The organism is Lysinibacillus sp. NPDC096418 (assembly GCF_044762775.1).
In the GTDB taxonomy this organism is placed as follows: domain Bacteria; phylum Bacillota; class Bacilli; order Bacillales_A; family Planococcaceae; genus Lysinibacillus.
The window spans coordinates 52,111-68,358 of sequence record NZ_JBIWEY010000005.1 but is presented as its reverse complement, the minus strand read 5'-3'; the positions used below and the strand labels follow the sequence as shown (position 1 = coordinate 68,358).

The 16,248-nt window shown below is 36.6% G+C and carries 21 protein-coding genes and 1 pseudogene; 14 read left to right on the top strand and 8 right to left on the bottom strand.

Going from position 1 to position 16,248, the window contains the following annotated elements; all coding sequences use genetic code 11:
• Nucleotides 1-20 precede the first annotated feature (20 nt).
• From yunB to ACIQZG_RS06795, 3 genes are all read left to right on the top strand, one after another.
• Nucleotides 21-818 (top strand): sporulation protein YunB, encoded by a 798-nt coding sequence (yunB, locus tag ACIQZG_RS06805; RefSeq protein WP_402754413.1) that lies wholly within the window; start codon nt 21-23, stop codon nt 816-818.
• A 295-nt stretch (nt 819-1,113) separates the two neighbouring features.
• Entirely contained in the window at nt 1,114-2,037 is a 924-nt protein-coding gene (gene lipA, locus ACIQZG_RS06800) for a lipoyl synthase (RefSeq protein ID WP_402754412.1), read from the top strand.
• A 38-nt stretch (nt 2,038-2,075) separates the two neighbouring features.
• Complete coding sequence (locus ACIQZG_RS06795; RefSeq protein ID WP_402754411.1) at nt 2,076-2,423, top strand: YutD family protein; 348 nt, start codon at nt 2,076-2,078, stop codon at nt 2,421-2,423.
• A 207-nt stretch (nt 2,424-2,630) separates the two neighbouring features.
• Here the strand turns inward: ACIQZG_RS06795 and ACIQZG_RS06790 are convergent, their stop codons facing one another.
• Nucleotides 2,631-2,897: a DUF3055 domain-containing protein gene (locus ACIQZG_RS06790; protein WP_402754410.1), complete on the bottom strand. Its 267-nt coding sequence runs from the start codon at nt 2,895-2,897 to the stop codon at nt 2,631-2,633.
• Between the two features lie 88 nt (nt 2,898-2,985).
• Between ACIQZG_RS06790 and ACIQZG_RS06785 the strand changes: the two genes are divergently transcribed.
• Both ACIQZG_RS06785 and ACIQZG_RS06780 read left to right on the top strand, forming a co-directional pair.
• Nucleotides 2,986-3,441 (top strand): DUF86 domain-containing protein, encoded by a 456-nt coding sequence (locus tag ACIQZG_RS06785; RefSeq protein WP_402754409.1) that lies wholly within the window; start codon nt 2,986-2,988, stop codon nt 3,439-3,441.
• A complete protein-coding gene (locus ACIQZG_RS06780) occupies nt 3,438-4,202 on the top strand; it encodes a TIGR01457 family HAD-type hydrolase (RefSeq protein ID WP_402754408.1) in 765 nt (254 codons plus the stop codon). The genes ACIQZG_RS06785 and ACIQZG_RS06780 overlap by 4 nt, the downstream gene beginning before the upstream one ends.
• A gap of 110 nt (nt 4,203-4,312) precedes the next feature.
• On the opposite strand, the gene ACIQZG_RS06775 is transcribed toward ACIQZG_RS06780, so the two are convergent.
• Entirely contained in the window at nt 4,313-4,549 is a 237-nt protein-coding gene (locus ACIQZG_RS06775; RefSeq protein WP_402754407.1) for a YuzB family protein, read from the bottom strand.
• 229 nt (nt 4,550-4,778) lie between these two features.
• Between ACIQZG_RS06775 and ACIQZG_RS06770 the strand changes: the two genes are divergently transcribed.
• Nucleotides 4,779-5,846 (top strand): NAD(P)/FAD-dependent oxidoreductase, encoded by a 1,068-nt coding sequence (locus tag ACIQZG_RS06770; RefSeq protein WP_402754406.1) that lies wholly within the window; start codon nt 4,779-4,781, stop codon nt 5,844-5,846.
• A gap of 164 nt (nt 5,847-6,010) precedes the next feature.
• Here the strand turns inward: ACIQZG_RS06770 and ACIQZG_RS06765 are convergent, their stop codons facing one another.
• Nucleotides 6,011-6,346 (bottom strand): YuzD family protein, encoded by a 336-nt coding sequence (locus tag ACIQZG_RS06765; RefSeq protein WP_402754405.1) that lies wholly within the window; start codon nt 6,344-6,346, stop codon nt 6,011-6,013.
• Nucleotides 6,347-6,430: 84 nt separating this feature from the next.
• Between ACIQZG_RS06765 and ACIQZG_RS06760 the strand changes: the two genes are divergently transcribed.
• Complete coding sequence (locus tag ACIQZG_RS06760) at nt 6,431-6,667, top strand: NifU family protein (protein WP_010857481.1); 237 nt, start codon at nt 6,431-6,433, stop codon at nt 6,665-6,667.
• 54 nt (nt 6,668-6,721) lie between these two features.
• Here the strand turns inward: ACIQZG_RS06760 and ACIQZG_RS06755 are convergent, their stop codons facing one another.
• On the bottom strand, nt 6,722-7,408 hold the full coding sequence (locus ACIQZG_RS06755) for a DUF2225 domain-containing protein (protein WP_402754404.1): 687 nt from the start codon (nt 7,406-7,408) through the stop codon (nt 6,722-6,724).
• A 157-nt stretch (nt 7,409-7,565) separates the two neighbouring features.
• On the opposite strand from ACIQZG_RS06755, the gene ACIQZG_RS06750 reads away from it, so the two are divergent.
• Both ACIQZG_RS06750 and ACIQZG_RS06745 read left to right on the top strand, forming a co-directional pair.
• Nucleotides 7,566-7,970, top strand: coding sequence for a HesB/IscA family protein (locus ACIQZG_RS06750; RefSeq protein WP_402754506.1), 405 nt, complete (start codon nt 7,566-7,568; stop codon nt 7,968-7,970).
• A 174-nt stretch (nt 7,971-8,144) separates the two neighbouring features.
• Nucleotides 8,145-8,630: a tyrosine-type recombinase/integrase gene (locus ACIQZG_RS06745; protein ID WP_402754403.1), complete on the top strand. Its 486-nt coding sequence runs from the start codon at nt 8,145-8,147 to the stop codon at nt 8,628-8,630.
• A gap of 549 nt (nt 8,631-9,179) precedes the next feature.
• On the opposite strand, the gene ACIQZG_RS06740 is transcribed toward ACIQZG_RS06745, so the two are convergent.
• The 3 genes from ACIQZG_RS06740 to ACIQZG_RS06730 form a co-directional block, all read right to left on the bottom strand.
• Nucleotides 9,180-9,374, bottom strand: coding sequence for a hypothetical protein (locus ACIQZG_RS06740; protein WP_142510140.1), 195 nt, complete (start codon nt 9,372-9,374; stop codon nt 9,180-9,182).
• A gap of 1,040 nt (nt 9,375-10,414) precedes the next feature.
• The gene (locus ACIQZG_RS06735) at nt 10,415-10,612 is read right to left on the bottom strand and encodes a hypothetical protein (protein ID WP_402754402.1); all 198 of its coding nucleotides are present in this window, start codon (nt 10,610-10,612) and stop codon (nt 10,415-10,417) included.
• A gap of 218 nt (nt 10,613-10,830) precedes the next feature.
• Complete coding sequence (locus ACIQZG_RS06730) at nt 10,831-11,043, bottom strand: hypothetical protein (protein ID WP_402754401.1); 213 nt, start codon at nt 11,041-11,043, stop codon at nt 10,831-10,833.
• A 636-nt stretch (nt 11,044-11,679) separates the two neighbouring features.
• Here ACIQZG_RS06730 and ACIQZG_RS06725 point away from each other — a divergent pair.
• Together ACIQZG_RS06725 and ACIQZG_RS06720 are read left to right on the top strand one after the other, a co-directional pair.
• Nucleotides 11,680-12,279: a tyrosine-type recombinase/integrase gene (locus ACIQZG_RS06725; protein WP_402754400.1), complete on the top strand. Its 600-nt coding sequence runs from the start codon at nt 11,680-11,682 to the stop codon at nt 12,277-12,279.
• Nucleotides 12,280-12,794: 515 nt separating this feature from the next.
• A pseudogene (locus tag ACIQZG_RS06720) lies at nt 12,795-12,917 on the top strand (HesB/IscA family protein); the annotation flags it as partial.
• 71 nt (nt 12,918-12,988) lie between these two features.
• Here ACIQZG_RS06720 and ACIQZG_RS06715 read toward each other — a convergent pair.
• Nucleotides 12,989-13,480, bottom strand: coding sequence for a CarD family transcriptional regulator (locus ACIQZG_RS06715; RefSeq protein WP_402754399.1), 492 nt, complete (start codon nt 13,478-13,480; stop codon nt 12,989-12,991).
• A gap of 149 nt (nt 13,481-13,629) precedes the next feature.
• On the opposite strand from ACIQZG_RS06715, the gene ACIQZG_RS06710 reads away from it, so the two are divergent.
• The 3 genes from ACIQZG_RS06710 (at nt 13,630) to ACIQZG_RS06700 (ending at nt 16,234) form a co-directional block, all read left to right on the top strand.
• A complete protein-coding gene (locus tag ACIQZG_RS06710; RefSeq protein ID WP_402754398.1) occupies nt 13,630-14,070 on the top strand; it encodes a MarR family winged helix-turn-helix transcriptional regulator in 441 nt (146 codons plus the stop codon).
• Between the two features lie 144 nt (nt 14,071-14,214).
• Nucleotides 14,215-15,429, top strand: a complete 1,215-nt coding sequence (locus tag ACIQZG_RS06705) for an NAD(P)/FAD-dependent oxidoreductase (protein ID WP_402754505.1) — start codon at nt 14,215-14,217, stop codon at nt 15,427-15,429.
• Between the two features lie 307 nt (nt 15,430-15,736).
• Entirely contained in the window at nt 15,737-16,234 is a 498-nt protein-coding gene (locus tag ACIQZG_RS06700) for an NUDIX hydrolase (protein WP_402754397.1), read from the top strand.
• Nucleotides 16,235-16,248 lie beyond the last annotated feature (14 nt).

Sequence of the window (16,248 nt, the reverse complement as noted above, 5' to 3'; positions counted from 1 at the left end):
TCTCTTCCTGTTCATACGTTATGGAACAGGAGGAGATTTTTTTGTATTTCCCTCGAAAAAGGATGAAATTAAGAAAAAATAGTAGAAGAACTAAAAACTCGAACCGTCTTACGATCTTTTTAGTAAGTTTTATTGGATGTATGCTCTTATTTTTATACGTTTTAAATCAAAGGCTGATGCCGACGTATTTACAATATGCAGAAAAACAAACAGATAAGATTGCTTCCTATGTTGTCAATGAAGCTATTAGTTCTCGAACGTCAAGTGTTTTAGATGTGAATGATATTATTGAAGAATTACCTGCAGGTTCGGCGGAAACAGTTACCGTAAAATTTAATACAGACATCATAAATCGAGTACAAGCGGAAATACAAGGTTTAGTAAAAAGTTATTTAGCGCAGGCTGAGCAAGGCGATTTAACGCATTTACCAGAGTTAGAGACTGTTGAATATGATGTTGGAAAAATCGAAGAGGGTGACGGGATTGTATTTTTTGTACCGCTTGGGCAAGCGGCAAATCTCCCATTACTCGGCAATTTAGGTCCGAAAATTCCGATTCGCTTTCATATCATTGGTAATGTGCATAGTACTGTGACATCAAACATAAAAGAATTTGGTATTAATAGCGCATTTGTCGAGGTGTGGATTAATTTGGAGGTAAACGTACAGATTATTGTACCTTTTGCAAGTAAATCTGCCACTGTTGCACAGAGTATCCCAGTAGCAATGGGTCTAACGAGAGGGCCGGTACCAAATATCTATACGAATGGTAGTGATGCGCCGCAGCCATCTCTTGAGGTACCATTAAAAATGGATTAGAAATGTTTGGTGGAATAGTAAAAGCTAGTTGTTGCAGTGCGTGTAATGTGATACATTGACAACAGTGATGACTTTTTAACCTGATTTAGCGGAAGGTTCCCCACTTCCATAAGTAATGGGATGAATGCGGATTTAGTAATCTATGCAAAGGGTGTCTAAAAGCCCGCTGAATCAGGTTAATGCCTTTGGCTGATGTTACAGAATTTGAATTATACAGGTACAATTCAAATTCTGGACGAAATTAAGCCGAAGCGTAATTAATAATGTACTAATACTCGATAGGGGCGATATTCGTATGACATCTTGTAAACCTACAAGCAATCAAAAAGAAGAACATTTGCGAAAACCAGATTGGCTAAAAATTAAACTAAATACAAACGATGAATATAAAGGGCTCAAGAAGCTCATGCGAGAAAAGAACCTACACACAGTTTGTGAAGAAGCACGCTGTCCAAATATTCATGAATGTTGGGGCGAACGTCGTACTGCAACGATGATGATTTTAGGTTCAGTTTGTACACGAGCTTGTCGTTTTTGCGCTGTAAAAACAGGCTTACCAAATGAGTTAGATCTTGCAGAACCAGAGCGCGTAGCAGATTCAGTTGCTATTATGAACTTAAAACACGTCGTCATTACAATGGTAGCTCGAGATGATTTAAAAGATGGTGGTGCGGAAGTATTAGCAGAAACAGTGCGTGCGATTCGCCGAAAAAGTCCACAAACATCAGTTGAAGTATTACCGTCTGACCTCGGTGGTACTGAAGAAAATCTTCAGTTGTTAATGGATGCAAAACCAGATATTTTGAATCATAATATTGAAACAGTCCGTCGTTTGACACCAAGAGTTCGTGCACGTGCCAAATATGAGCGTTCATTAGAATTTTTACGTTTGGCAAAAGAAATGCAACCTACTATTCCAACAAAATCTTCATTGATGATTGGCTTAGGCGAAACACATGAAGAGATTTTAGAAGTAATGGATGATTTACGTGCAAATGACGTAGACATTATGACAATCGGTCAATATTTACAGCCAACGAAAAAGCATTTAGCGGTAAAAAAATATTATTCACCTTTAGAGTTTGGCAAGTTGCGTAAAATTGCGATGGAAAAAGGTTTCAAACATTGTGAGGCAGGTCCATTAGTACGTAGTAGTTATCACGCAGATGAGCAAGTAAATGAGGCAACGAAAGCACGACAGTTGCAAGCGGACATTTAACGAGAAGATAATAGTATATATAGAAGGGTGGTGTCACTTTGATTATCATTGAAGGATATGAGTATGAACTTATAAATGATTACCGAGAAGCTTTTCAAGAAGAGGTATTAAAGGAGCGCTATTCGGATATTTTAGCAAAATACGATTATATCGTTGGAGATTGGGGCTATAACCAATTACGCTTAAAAGGATTTTTTGACGATAAAAATCAAAAATCTACGTTTGACACAAAAATTAGTACACTTCAAGATTACTTATATGAGTATTGTAATTTTGGCTGCGCTTATTTTGTCTTACGAAAAGTTGGGAAAGTTATGCAACAGCCAGAAAAAACAACAGTAGAAGTAACCGAAGTGACGGAGCCTGTTTTAGAAGTAACTGAATAATTATACTAACCTGATGTGTTTTTTTGCATCAGGTTTTTTGTTTGTAAGATGTACGTCGAGAAATTAGAAAATTGGGGCGATAAATTTATTTTAATGGGTGATAAATTTCGAATTATTGGAGACAATAACCATAACTAGGGCGATAAAACGATTACACACATAAAAACATCCTATACCGTGAATGATAAGGATGTTTTTTAAAGTCTATTAGCTTAGTAATTCACGTAAATATTCACGTAGCTCTACAGTTTCTTCCTCGGAGCGGTTGTATACGTGCTCGAGATAACCAGGTTCCTCTACATCGTCGGCGCCGATAATGGCAAAGCGACCAAATTGAATATCCATAACAAGTACTTTACCGAAAAAACGGCTTGATTGTAGAATTGCTAAATCATAGCGTAACTTTTCACCTGCAAAGCTTACAAAACGGGTCTTTGTATCTTCTACATCATCATATAAGAAAAAGCGTTCCATCTTTTAATCCCCTTCCAGTTCTATTGTTATGGTACTATAGAAGGGAAAAGACTATCAACTTTAATTGATTTGAATGGGGGCATACCTTGTGTATTTTGTAGATCGTAATAAAATCACAGAAAATTTACAGTACTTAGATGGACTACTTGCTATTTTGGAGTCAGAGAATAATTGGCTACAAAACGATATATCAAGACTAGCAATTGAGCGTATTGGTCATAATATTATGGAGTCAATGATGGATGTTGGTAATTTGATGATTGATGGCTTTATCATGCGTGACCCAGGTAGCTATGAGGATATTATTGATATTTTAGTCGATGAGAAAGTCGTAACAGTCGACATGGATGCGCCTTTAAAAGCAGTTGTCGGTTTACGTAAGATGCTTGTTCGAGAATTTATAAATGTAGATGTAGATGAGGTTGTCAATGTGTTAACAACGAACCTACCTACGTTAAAGCAATTTCCACTAGCTGTGAATGATTACTTAACAAATGAACTAGGACCTGTTTCGGCATTTTTGCCAGAAGGGGCTCATAAATGAGAACATATAAGGCTTATTGTTTTGATCTTGATGGCACTGTTTACCGTGGGAAAGAAGGAATTCCTTCTGCGATTAAATTCATTCACAGCTTGCAAGAACAAGGAATTGAACCTTTTTATGTGACAAATAACTCTTCCAAAACAAGAGAGCAATTACAAAAAGCTTTACGAGCAATTGATATTGAGGCGCCTTTAGACCATCTCTATTCGAGCGCACTTGTAACTGCAAAGTACATTGCAGCAAATTATGCTGGTAAGAAAGTGGCGATGATAGGATCTGACGGTCTTCGTTCAGCATTATTGGATGAAAATATAGCCATTACAGAAGAACATCCAGATGTATTTGTAATGGGCATTGACCGTACAATTGACTATACAAAACTTGCGAAGGCAACGATTGCTATCCAAAATGGAGCGACATTGATCGCGACAAATCCAGATGTTAAATTTCCAACTGAGCAAGGATTTGTGCCAGGGAATGGCTCATTTGCACGTTTAGTAGGGGATGTAGCTGGTGTTGAACCACTTTATATAGGAAAACCATCACCTGCTATGCTTGAGGTAATAGCTAAAGATCATGGCTTTGAAAAAGGTGATATGGTAATGGTAGGGGATAATTATGACACGGATATCATGTGTGGCATTCGTTACGGTTGTGATACAATCCACGTCAATACTGGTGTAACCCCAACTGCTGCTGTTTTAGAAAAAGAACAGCAGCCAACTTATTTACTGGAAACATTAGTAGATAAGTTGGACTGAAGAATCTAACTATCGTATTGTCTCTAAGAAATATTGAAGCGCCTAAATAGATAAAAAATCAAAACCACCAGGTATACTGGTGGTTTTGATTTTAGTTCAATTGAAACAATTCACCACATAGGGTTATCTTCAATATATTGATATATCGCATTCGTTAGCTCTGCAGGTGAATCAGCTTCTACTAGTTCACCATTAACAACAGCGTAAAAGGATTCCGCACATTTTGTACAATAGCTAAGACATCCGTATTCTAAAACGTCGATATTTGGGTCGCGCTCTAGTATTTCATATGTTTTTTGAGAGCCATTTGCTAAGTTGCTTATACAAAATTCAACCATTGGATTCATAAGTGTCACCTCACCTTTGTTATGCTACTCGGTTTTGGAACGTTCGTCAACAAGGTATGTTTTGGATACTAAAAGTGAAGTAATTCATTAATTTTGATGAAAAACTCTTAGTTTTGTGAAATCTTTCACAAAATGCAATTCTTATATTGTGAAACATCTCACAATCAGTTATACTCAATTGTGGATACTTTGTGAACAATTATTATGAGACACATCAAAGGAGATTATTATGGGGAAATTAGTACTTTTAGGGGGCGGCTATGGCAATATGCGTGTCATGCTTCGCCTATTACCGAATAATTTACCATTAGACACGGAAATCGTGCTGGTAGACAGAGCACCTTTCCATAGTTTAAAAACAGAGTTTTACGCACTTGCAGCAGGGACATCAACAGATAAAGAAATTCGTGTGAATTTCCCTGAACATGAACGTTTAACAGCTGTATACGGTGAAGTTGTCGAGATTAATCGCGAAGAGAAAGTGGTTATTCTAGATGGCGGACAACGTATAGATTATGATGATTTAGTTATTGGGCTTGGTTGCGAGGATAAATACCACGGTGTGCCTGGAGCAGAGGAACACTCGTATAGTATTCAGACAATCGCTAAGTCACGTCAGACATTTAATGCACTTTGTGGGCTGCCATCGGGTTCTACTGTCGGTATTGTCGGTGCTGGGTTAAGTGGCATTGAGCTTGCTAGTGAACTTCGCGAAAGCCGTGCAGACTTAAATATAAAATTATTTGATCGTGGTCAACGTATTTTAAAAGACTTCCCTGAGAAGCTTAGTAAATATGTGAAAGAATGGTTTATCAAACATAATGTTGATGTTATCGCAGAATCTAATATTACAAAAGTTGAACCAGGTAAAATTTTTAATCATGAAGATGAAATACCATTGGATGCTGTCGTTTGGACAGCTGGTGTACAACCTGTAAAAATCGTTCGTGATTTAGAGGTGGAAAAAGATCGTCAAGGTCGCCCAGTTGTAACACAATACTTTAACGTTTTAGATGATGAGCATGTATATGTTGTTGGAGACTGTGCTTCTTCTACATTTGCACCAAGTGCTCAACTTGCAGAAGAACAAGCAGAACATATCGTTAAAGTACTACGTATGCGTTGGAAAGGTGAGCATCTACCAGAGAAAATGCCAGACATTAAATTAAAAGGCTTCATGGGCTCACTTGGTAAAAAACAAGGATTTGCATATTTAGCAGATACAACAGTAACGGGACGAATTGCACGTCTGATGAAATCTGGTTTACTGTGGATGTATAAATATCAAAACGATTAATAAATAGTTGTGTTAAAGCACACTCGTATCCTTCACAGGGAATTATTGCGAAAAATGTCGTATTATCGTACCGGATGAGTTTAGGTGCAATATAAAGCTTCAAATAGCTATCAGATAACAAGAAAGGGAGACTGCTATCAGTCTCCCTTTCCTGTTATCTATTACTAAACCGTTTCATCAGGTGTGAAGCCTAAATTTTCAAGAGCGGTAAAAACAGGTTTCAATTGCACGTAGCCTTCTCCGACTACTTCATTATTAATAAGTACGAGAGGGTAGAAAAATTCGTCATCTTGAATGCGTGCAGCATAGTCTGCGTCGCGTTCATTCTCAATTGGACCTTCGATATCGACATAACGAATATCGTACGCTTGATTAGGATATTTGCGATCAATGGCAGCTTGTAGCCATTCATATGTATCTTTAGAAGATGGTGCATTAACACAGCTGGCGCAAATAATTGCTGTCCCGTAAATTTCAATGGATGGTTTAATGTATTCCATGGTATTTCCGCTCCTTGTGATTCTATATTGGATTTTTTCTGTTGCTAACATTATAATCATTATAAGGAAAGGAGTCGAGATAAAATGGCTGAAGCAACAATTAACGACCAAGTTCAAGAAGTTTTAGATAAATTACGCCCATTCTTACTACGCGATGGTGGGGATTGCGAATTAGTAGATGTAGAAGACGGTATTGTAAAATTACGTTTATTAGGTGCATGTGGTAGCTGCCCAAGTTCTACAATTACTTTAAAAGCAGGTATTGAACGTGCTTTATTAGAAGAAGTACCAGGCATTATTGAAGTAGAGCAAGTATTCTAATTGCACTTATAAATAAAAGTTCTAGCTCATTCAGGGCTAGAACTTTTTTTGAGGTTATATTTGGCTTGCTTTCTCTTTTCGAATGATTGCCCATTGTTCCTTAGCCATCTCAATAATCTTCGCTTCGCCACCAGTGTTTTGTTTTTCTATCACTTTTGAGAAGAAGCGTGTCGCATTTTCCATATCGCTAATACGTCGTGAAAGTTCAGCAATCATATACATAATGCGGACATCCGACATTTGGGTAGAGCTGTAATCCTCGTTTGAATAAGAATCCATATAATGATCACGGGAAATTTTTAAGAAACGCTGTTCTTGACCTTCATTTTTTAAGGAGCGGTAAAGCCATGCTAAACGAAGCGCAAGGCCTGCTGAAGCAACAAATTTTTCTTTTTTTATGGTGCCACAAATAAACGCTAACTTATAAGCTTGGATTGCTTGAAAAACAGTACGTTCACCCTTAAAATCATGGTGCACCCATTTTTCAGTAATTTGCGTACGGATTTCATCTTGTACACCCGGAGCAAAATATTTTGAGAAATCTTCGGTAAAAGAGAAGCCGCAATGTTCACAGACGAATACATTGTAGTACAGTGCGTTGACATCATCGACGTAAATTGGCTGGAAATCACTTTCAGTATGTTCGACTTTGATGAATTTAGAGCGTACTTTTAATGTTGGAAATTCTTTTTTACAATTAATGCATTGAACATTTTTTTCATAATAAGGTGAAATCTCCATATATAATACCTCTTTCATTGACTTTGATATAACTATTATACCAACTATAGTTTGAGAAACATGAATAGAAATGACTAATTGTTGGGAAGTTAAATGGAGAATCGCTACAAGAATAGATGACAAGCCGAATAATTGCCATTCAATAGACAAAATTGATATGATATTAATAAGAAAGAAGGTGATTGGGTTGACAAGTTTACAAAAAGTAGTAGAAGTAACAGAGGCAGCCGTCTTTCATATTCATGAAATGATGGAGCACAATGAAGAACAAGGTTCCTTTTTACGCGTTGTTGTTAAAGGCGGGGGATGTAGCGGCCTTTCTTATGGCATGCATTTTGATAAAGAAAAAATGGATGACGACTTAGAAGATGTGCAACATGGTTTGACTGTTCTTGTTACCCGTGAAGATGCGCCTATTTTAACGGGAACTAAAATCGACTACAAACAATCGCTAATGGGCGGAGGCTTCACCATTGATAATCCTAATGCCATTGCTTCATGTGGCTGTGGCTCAAGCTTTAAAGCTGCAAAACGTGAAGGTACGCCAGAAGTTTGCGACTAATTGAATATTTTGGAAATGTTGAACTAGGGTTGTAAATAACAGTAGAAATTGATGTGTACACAATCCTGAAAATGTGTAAACACAACCCTAAAACGGTGTATTTAGGATTGTAGATACCAAGCCTTTTTGATTTGTATGTTGCGAAAACATAACAAATTGAGGAGGCTTTTTTGTATGGTTTTAAAAAAGAGGAAAAGAACAGCAATTGGTAAGTTGGCAATGGAGAAGGAATACCCAAAGATTAATTTTGAGCAAGCGATTGACTTTGTAGTGTCTGCTAAAAGTGCGGAGGGAGTTCGACCACGAACATTAAAGGATTATCAAAAAGATTGGGGTTACTTTGTAAAGTGGCTAGAGCAGAACTATGAGATTGAAACTGTTGATGAACAAACACCACAAATTTTTCGTGATTATATCAACTACTTAAAGTATGACGCTGTTCGTTATGAGGGGCATATATACATCAAAAAAGTGGGTGGTGTGGGATTAGCAGATACAACAATTAACATTCGTTTACGAGTATACAAAGCAATGTTCAACCATTTAGAGCGTGAGGGGGTGATAGCGTTTAATCCAATGGATTCAGTGAGATTGTTGAAACAAGATTTAGACCTCACAAACTATTTTACTGATGAGGAAGTCAAGGAGCTGTTTTGCTGACGGTTGAGAAGAAAGTCGTTTTTTGTTGTTCACGTTTCAGCGCTTCATCAAGCTGAGCAGCTTTGTGTTGTCGCCTTTGAAGTAGTATTGTGGAAAGAAAAGGCAAATAGGTACTAAGCACATCACAATTAAGTTGGTGTGCTTTTTCAGATTGTTCTATCCTAATCACCAACCCAAAGAACGCTCAAAGGTAGTGGGTAGAACAGAGGTGCTAGATAGAGTAGGGGGCTTGTAATACTACCTAACACTGAGCTTGCTACAACTAAACAAGTGTAGGCTTATATAAGGTTGGTGTAAAAGTTATCAATAAAACTATTCAGCGCTAAAATCATAGCAACCACTTAGGAGGGTTTAACGAGCATGTGAGTGTTGGTGTTGAAGAAAACATTCACACAGGCATCTAATCATTGCTATAGAGCTGTCATTGAGGGTACAGGAGCAAGTATGGGGGGCATAACAAAAGGACTTGCAGTAGTGTTACGCACAAGTCCATAAGATTTAAGCGTGGTGGCTATTGGTTTGATTGTTAAAAGGAGATTATAGTCCTTGTTAACGTTTTAATTTTTCATTGATTTCTTCCAATAATAAAGATTGCCTTTTTAATTGCTTAGTTGTACTGATAGCAAACCAAAGGAAAAAAATAAATGGAATAAGAGAAAATAATAACCCGAAAATCGAGAAAGCACTAAATAAAATATCTCCTGAATTAAAACTGTTCATATCTTCTGTATAATAACTATTCAAAACTCAAATCCTCCTACTTTTTTCACTAACTGAAAATTTTTTCTATATCGAAATTGTAACATAGCAGAGTTTGGGTTGGTAGAGGAATGGGAATTAGCAACAAGTGAGATTGACAGCTACAAGAACTGAGTAACAAGCACCTAAGTAGAGTTGAACGAGCCTTTAACGAACCTGTGAGTGTGGTTAGTGGAGCAGAGGGAAACATTAACACAGGTTGTCTAATGGTTGTTACAAAGCCATGTGTGGAGCTACATGAGAGGTTGTGTGAAGACATAACAAAAGGACTTGTGTATAAACTTCATATGCACAAGCCCTAGAATAAACAGCTATATACTGTTCTCTTGAGTTTTGTCTTTTAAAGACATTTCCTTTAATGAATTTTGTTTTTGGATTAATAGAATTACAAGGGCTTGGACTGTCATAGCAACTACAATCAATACAAAATGGGTGTTGTGATAAAACATTTTAGAAATGAAATAAAATATCGGTGCTGATGATAAGTAAGAAATGTATTGGTTTTTAGTTATAAGGAAAATGATTGTTGAGATACATGTAGTAACTAATAAAAGCTCGAACACAATTCCAATTGAACCACTGTCTAAGTAATACTGTAATTCGTTAATATAGGACATTCAAATTTCACCTCGCATTCCTTGATTAACTCAATTTATATATTTACAAAAAATTGTAACATAACAAAATATGTTTTGGTGGATAAATGGAAAATGAAGAACAAATGAGATTGACAGTTACAAGAACTGAGCAACAGGTTCTTAGAAGCGTTTAACGAGCCTATGAGAGTCGATAGAGAGCTGAGGAATTATTGACGCAGGTTATCTAATCGTGGATGCAAAGCCAACTGTGAGGTTAAATGGGTTATTGTGAGAGCATAACAAAAGGACTTGCATTTAAGAGGAATAATCATAAACACAAGTCCTGTTCTTCAACTTAAGCCTCTTGTTAGTTGAGAATGAAAGAATAACGTGGTTTATACTAGAATTAAGTAATGAACAAACCAAATAAATTTTAAATAGAAATATTTAAAAATTGATGAAGAAACATCCGAGTGAAACAGCAATAAAAATTATGGCAAATACTAAACTATTCCACAGACCTAGCATAATAAAAGGAGAAGTACTTTTATCTCCGTCTTTCTTGAGACCTGTGAATGTTCGCCAGGTTATTATTAGCTGCCAAATACCTATTAATAAAAAAATGAATCCAAATAAATATCTCATATAATTACCTCCTTTGTATAAAAATACCACGTTTGGAAAGAGCTATCAAAAATGGAATATTCATTTTATGTTTTAATATATAATGAAAAATTCTTCTCCCGTTAAGCTAGGGCTTCGCAAAAAAACGAGACTACTATCAAAAAACTCATGAAAATCCACAAACTTTAGATAGCTATGAATAATTCAGGTAGAAATATTTTTTACGGTACTTTGTATAGTTAATACTTTATGTAACTTGTGAAGTTGAATTGAAATGTTTCAGGTTCAAATTTATTTTTTATAATAACGTCAGTTGCTATTTGATGTACTTCTTCTTTGGTTTTACTATCGAACTCATCGTGTGGTAATACTAATGTTATTACAATTTTTTTGTCAGAAGATGTTCCCTCCTGTACGGCAACATCATAGCCTTTTTCATTTAAACTTACCATAATGACACCCATTAAATCATTGTAACTAAGACTTTGTAAAGGATGATTACCTTCTTCTTGTTTACTAGTAACTTGTATATATAAAAATAAGGTTGCTACTACAAGTATTAGCGTGGCAAAGCAAGTAATACCGACTTTTACTTTTTTTTATAATACCCCTCCTTTTTCTTTAGGGTATTCCTGTTGTCTTATTAAAAGAATAAAAAAATCCTTTCTTAAATTAATCTGCTGTAACAGAACAAATATCACCAACAAGAAAGATTGACTGTTACAAAACCAACGAGACGATAAGGTCTAAATGGCTTAGAAACGCATTCAACCATAATCACAGAATTTAATGGGAAAATTCCTATACAATACTCAAATTAATTAGTTATCCAAGTAGTAGCGGGACATAAGGGTAAATGTATCATCATCTAAAGAGTGTGTTGATACAGGTAAATAAGAAGGGGAAATTAAGGTCTTGAAGATAGCGAGTACAATAGCCAACCATAAGACTAGATTAAATGTATGCTTTTTAATAAAAGGATACATAGGGAATGTTGACATATAGCCATTTGTTAATTGATCACTTTTCCAATGTATGGTATTGTTTGTTTGTGGACAAAAGGATACATAAGAAAAGGGGTCGTAAGTATGGCAAACATGAACGAGAAAAAAGGCATGTTGATTGATGTACAACCGTTGAAAACGAAACAGGAGGTAAATGAGCTGATAGAAGCTCTAGGAATGACAGAGCAAGGCAAGGTAAGTGAGTATGCTAAACGCAATCAACTTTTGTTCAAGCTAGGTATCTCTACAGGTTTGCGCTGTGGTGACTTGGTGGCTCTGACACTGAAACAGGTAAAGGGGAAATCTAATTTTAAGATTCGTGAGGGCAAGACTAAAAAAGAGCGTACAGTGTATCTTAACAACTTGATGGCTGACATTGCAGACTACATTGACACATTACCAACAGGCGCAGTTTACTTATTCCCTAGTCGCAAAGGTGAAGGACACATTACTACTACACAAGCCTATCGTATTATTGCCAAAGCAGGCGATATGATAGGGAATCAGTCTATAGGTACACATACCATGCGTAAGACGTTTGGCTACACGTACTACCAAGCGACAAGAGATGTAGCTACACTAATGGAAATCTTCAATCACAGCTCGCAGAAAACGACTTTACGCTACATAGGAATTACAGAAGAATCTATTGAGAACAGCATTAAAGGTGTATCTTTCTTCTAAGCTGTTTGGGTGAATCCTTGGGTGTACCTGAACGTAACCTTTGGTATTTATCCTTTGATTTATAAGGCTCTAAATCACTTCATTATTGTTTATGTGAAGGAGATAAAATCAACCTTTTAATGAGTCAAGGTGAAGCAGTTATGAACATGTCAGATGGCTTATTTAAGGGCATAGCAGGCTCGTATCTAGCCCCTAGAGGGCGAGTTGAGTTTATTTGGTCAGTGGAGGTCAAAAGCTTGTCACAGAGCCGTTTGAAGAGTCACATGGTAAGGCACAGGTAGGGGGTGTTTTCCGATATTGAGATAGGGTATCTTCCTATTTATATGTGACCTCTGACAGCCACACGAAGTGAAGTTGCTAACGAAACGACTCACCACATTTAATAATGGTTTTTCTACGTAAGTTAGGGTACAATCGAATCAGCGCTATACATAATCATAGAGGCATGGGATACACAATCCACACTGTGATTTACAATCCATCAAAACAACGACAAACGTTGATATAACAACATTTACAAACAATCGCTAATGGGCGGAGGCTTCACCATTGATAATCCTAATGCCATTGCTTCATGTGGCTGTGGTTCAAGCTTTAAAGCTGCAAAACGTGAAGGTACGCCAGAAGTTTGCGATTAATTGAATATGAAAGAAGCCACCATTATTAGTAGAAATAATGGTGGCTTCTTTATGTACTCGCAAGGAGCAACTTAATGAATTTGTGTTAAAACGTATTCATAAATTTCTTCAGATGGTTTATCGAGTGCAATGGAGAACTCAGAAAATATCATTTCCTGCAAAGATTGAAGTGTCTTTTCTTCTTGTAGCGGGAATTTTTTTTCAATAGAGATATATTCCTGCTTTTTACGCATTAATGTATTCAAAAGACTTGCTTGTTTTTGTCTGTCTCCAGATTTAATAATTTCTACATGAAGTTTCATACGATGTGTATTTTGATCAAGCCATTCAACACCAGGAGAAGTAAAGGATTCTAAAATCTTTAATGCTTCATCTTTATCAATAATGTCTCGTAGCTGTTTTTTTGCATTGTCAGTAGGGGTGCGGATTGTTAATTTTGAATCATTTAGTGGTTGCAAAACATAATAGGTTTGCGTAATGTCACTGTAAGTTTGTTCGCAGATATCTTCAATAGAACAAAGACCATGTGCTGCATAAATGACTACGTCGCCAACATTGTACATGTAAGGTCCCTCCATCAAACAATATTGTCAACTTAGTTGACTAATTTAATTATAGAGCAAACAAGTGTATTTTGTCAACTTAGTTGACGATTTGGGTATTTTTTTGTATAGTTGTTACGAAAAAATATGGAGTGAAGGTGGACTAGTTGATGATGGAATTACAGAATCTTGATGTAATTGATTTGTTGAGTGAACGTCACGCTATACTTCATCGACTAGTTGAAGATAAGTGGAATGAACATAATGAAATTTATATTTCCAATTCGGAATGGTATATTTTAGCGAGAATTTATAAAAAGCGACCAACTATTTCAGATGTAACAAAAAGTGTTGATTTTTCTCGACAAGCAACTCATAAATTTATAAAAAGGTTGCAGGAAAAAGGATTAGTAGAGGTCACTAATGTCGAGCATAGTAAAAAGCATAAAGCGATTCGTATGACTGCGTTCGGTGAAGAGTGCTATGAAAAGAATAAGCTAATAAAAATTGAAGTCGAACAACAGCTAATCAATGTTATTGGAGAAGAGCAAGTGACGAATCTGAAGAACATTTTAAAACTAGACTGGGGTATGGAACGTTTAGAAGCGTAAAATCCCGTGTAAGTCGCCGTATATGACGGTTTCTATAAATAAATTCACTATTTAATAGTTAAGCTTTTGTGGAGAATATCCAGCTAGTGCGAAAAGTATGGGTGCATTCTTAGTATTTTAAAGAAAAAGGTGGTTAGGATGTCGATGAATAAACCGACGATTTTAGTGTTAGGCGCTGGCTACGGTGGCCTCACGACAGTAGTTAATTTACAGAAACAATTAGGTGAAAATGAAGCAGACATCGTATTAGTGAACAAAAATGATTATCATTATGAAACAACATGGTTGCATGAAGCTGCCGCTGGTACGATTGCTGCATCGAAAGCGCGCTATGATATTTCAAATGTGGTAAATCACAGTAAGGTTTCTTTTGTGAAAGCAACTGTACAGCAAATCAACGTGCAAGAGAAAAAAGTAATTACCACTGATGGGGACATGACTTACGATTATTTAGTTATTGCTCTTGGCTCTGAAGGTGAGACATTCGGCATCCCTGGTTTGGACAAGTACGCCCTGTCACTTACTAGCTTAAATGCGGCTCGTAATATTCGTGAGCATATTGAGTACCAATTCGCGAGCTGGTCGTTAGATGAAGAAAAAGATGATAGCAAGCTAACATTCGTTGTTGGTGGTGCAGGTTTTACAGGTATTGAGTTTTTAGGGGAGCTTGGAAATCGTGTTCCAACACTGTGTAAGGAATTTAATGTTTCTCAAGAAAAAGTACGTATCTTATGTGTGGAAGCAGCACCCATGGTATTACCTGGATTTGATGAAGAGCTTGTAGAATATGCTGTAGCACAGTTAAAGAAAAAAGGCATTGAGTTTTCTATAGGCACACCTGTTGTCGAAGCAACTCCAGAAGGCGTGAAGATTAAAGTTGCTGAAAATGAATTTGAATTTGTGAAGTCACGAACAGTCTTATGGGCGGCTGGCGTTAGAGGCAATCACTTAATCGAAACGTCTGGTATTGAAAATAATCGTGCGCGTGTGCGTGTAGAGCAAGATATGCGTGCGCCTAACTTCGATGATGTATTCGTAGTAGGAGATTGTGCTTTCTTATTTAATGAAGAAGCAGATCGGCCATATCCACCTACTGCCCAAATTGCGATGCAGCAGGCAGTTGTGGTTGCTATAAATATCGTACGCTTGATGAAAGGTGAAGAAACTGTAGCATTCGTTCCAGAATTAAAAGGTTCTGTTTGCTCTCTTGGTCATAATGATGCGATAGGCGATGCACTTGGACGTAAGTTTACAGGTAAATCTGCATCAGCGCTGAAAAAAGTTATTGATAACCGTGCGTTATTCTTAGTAGGAGGTCCAAGCTTAGTAGCGAAAAAAGGGAAGTTTAGATTTCTTTAACTGAATAAATGATTTCACAAATAGAGGCTGTCTCAAAAGTAAAATTTATACTTTGGGGCAGCCGTTTTTATGGGCCGTCATAAAAGAAAAATAGTTTGCTGAGAGTAGCGTTTTTGTAATACAGCTACAAATTTGCGTAGACTCTCGTGGAAAAGAAAATATTTACCATATAGAAAGCAGTTGTGTTGCTTAAAGGGCATTATAGGGTAGTCTATTCTTTTTTTACTTCATGATCTTAAAATTCTGAATTTATTCTTCTAATTATACATAGCAAAAAGTTATAATAATTAGATAGAGGTGAAGGTTGATGAGAAAAGAAAGAGGCAAGGTTTGGTTAGGCGTAGCGGGTGTAGTTGTCAATGAACTTGGGCAATGGCTCGTTGTAAAAAAAGCCTATAGTGGATTAAAGGGGCGTTGGTCTTTGCCAGCCGGTTTTGTGAATGAGGGAGAAACTGTTGATGAAGCAGTTTTACGGGAATTACAAGAGGAGACAGGTATTGATTGTTTTGTAGCTGGATTAATCGGATTCCGCTCTGGTGTGATTCGCGATGAAATCAGTGATAACATGGCTATTTTTTATTGCCGAATGAAAAATGAAGAACAGCCATTAGCTATACAAGAAGATGAATTACTCGAAGCAAGGTGGTTATTTCCACAGGAACTGGTTCAAGATGAAATGACATCTGTTATGTTAAAAGAAATGGCGTCTAACCAATTCGAAAAGCATCAGTTAGATATGATTAATGGCATTAATCCAGGGGATGTGTTTGGTTATTCCTCGTATAAATTGTTTTTTAGAAAATGATTTATTAATTATAG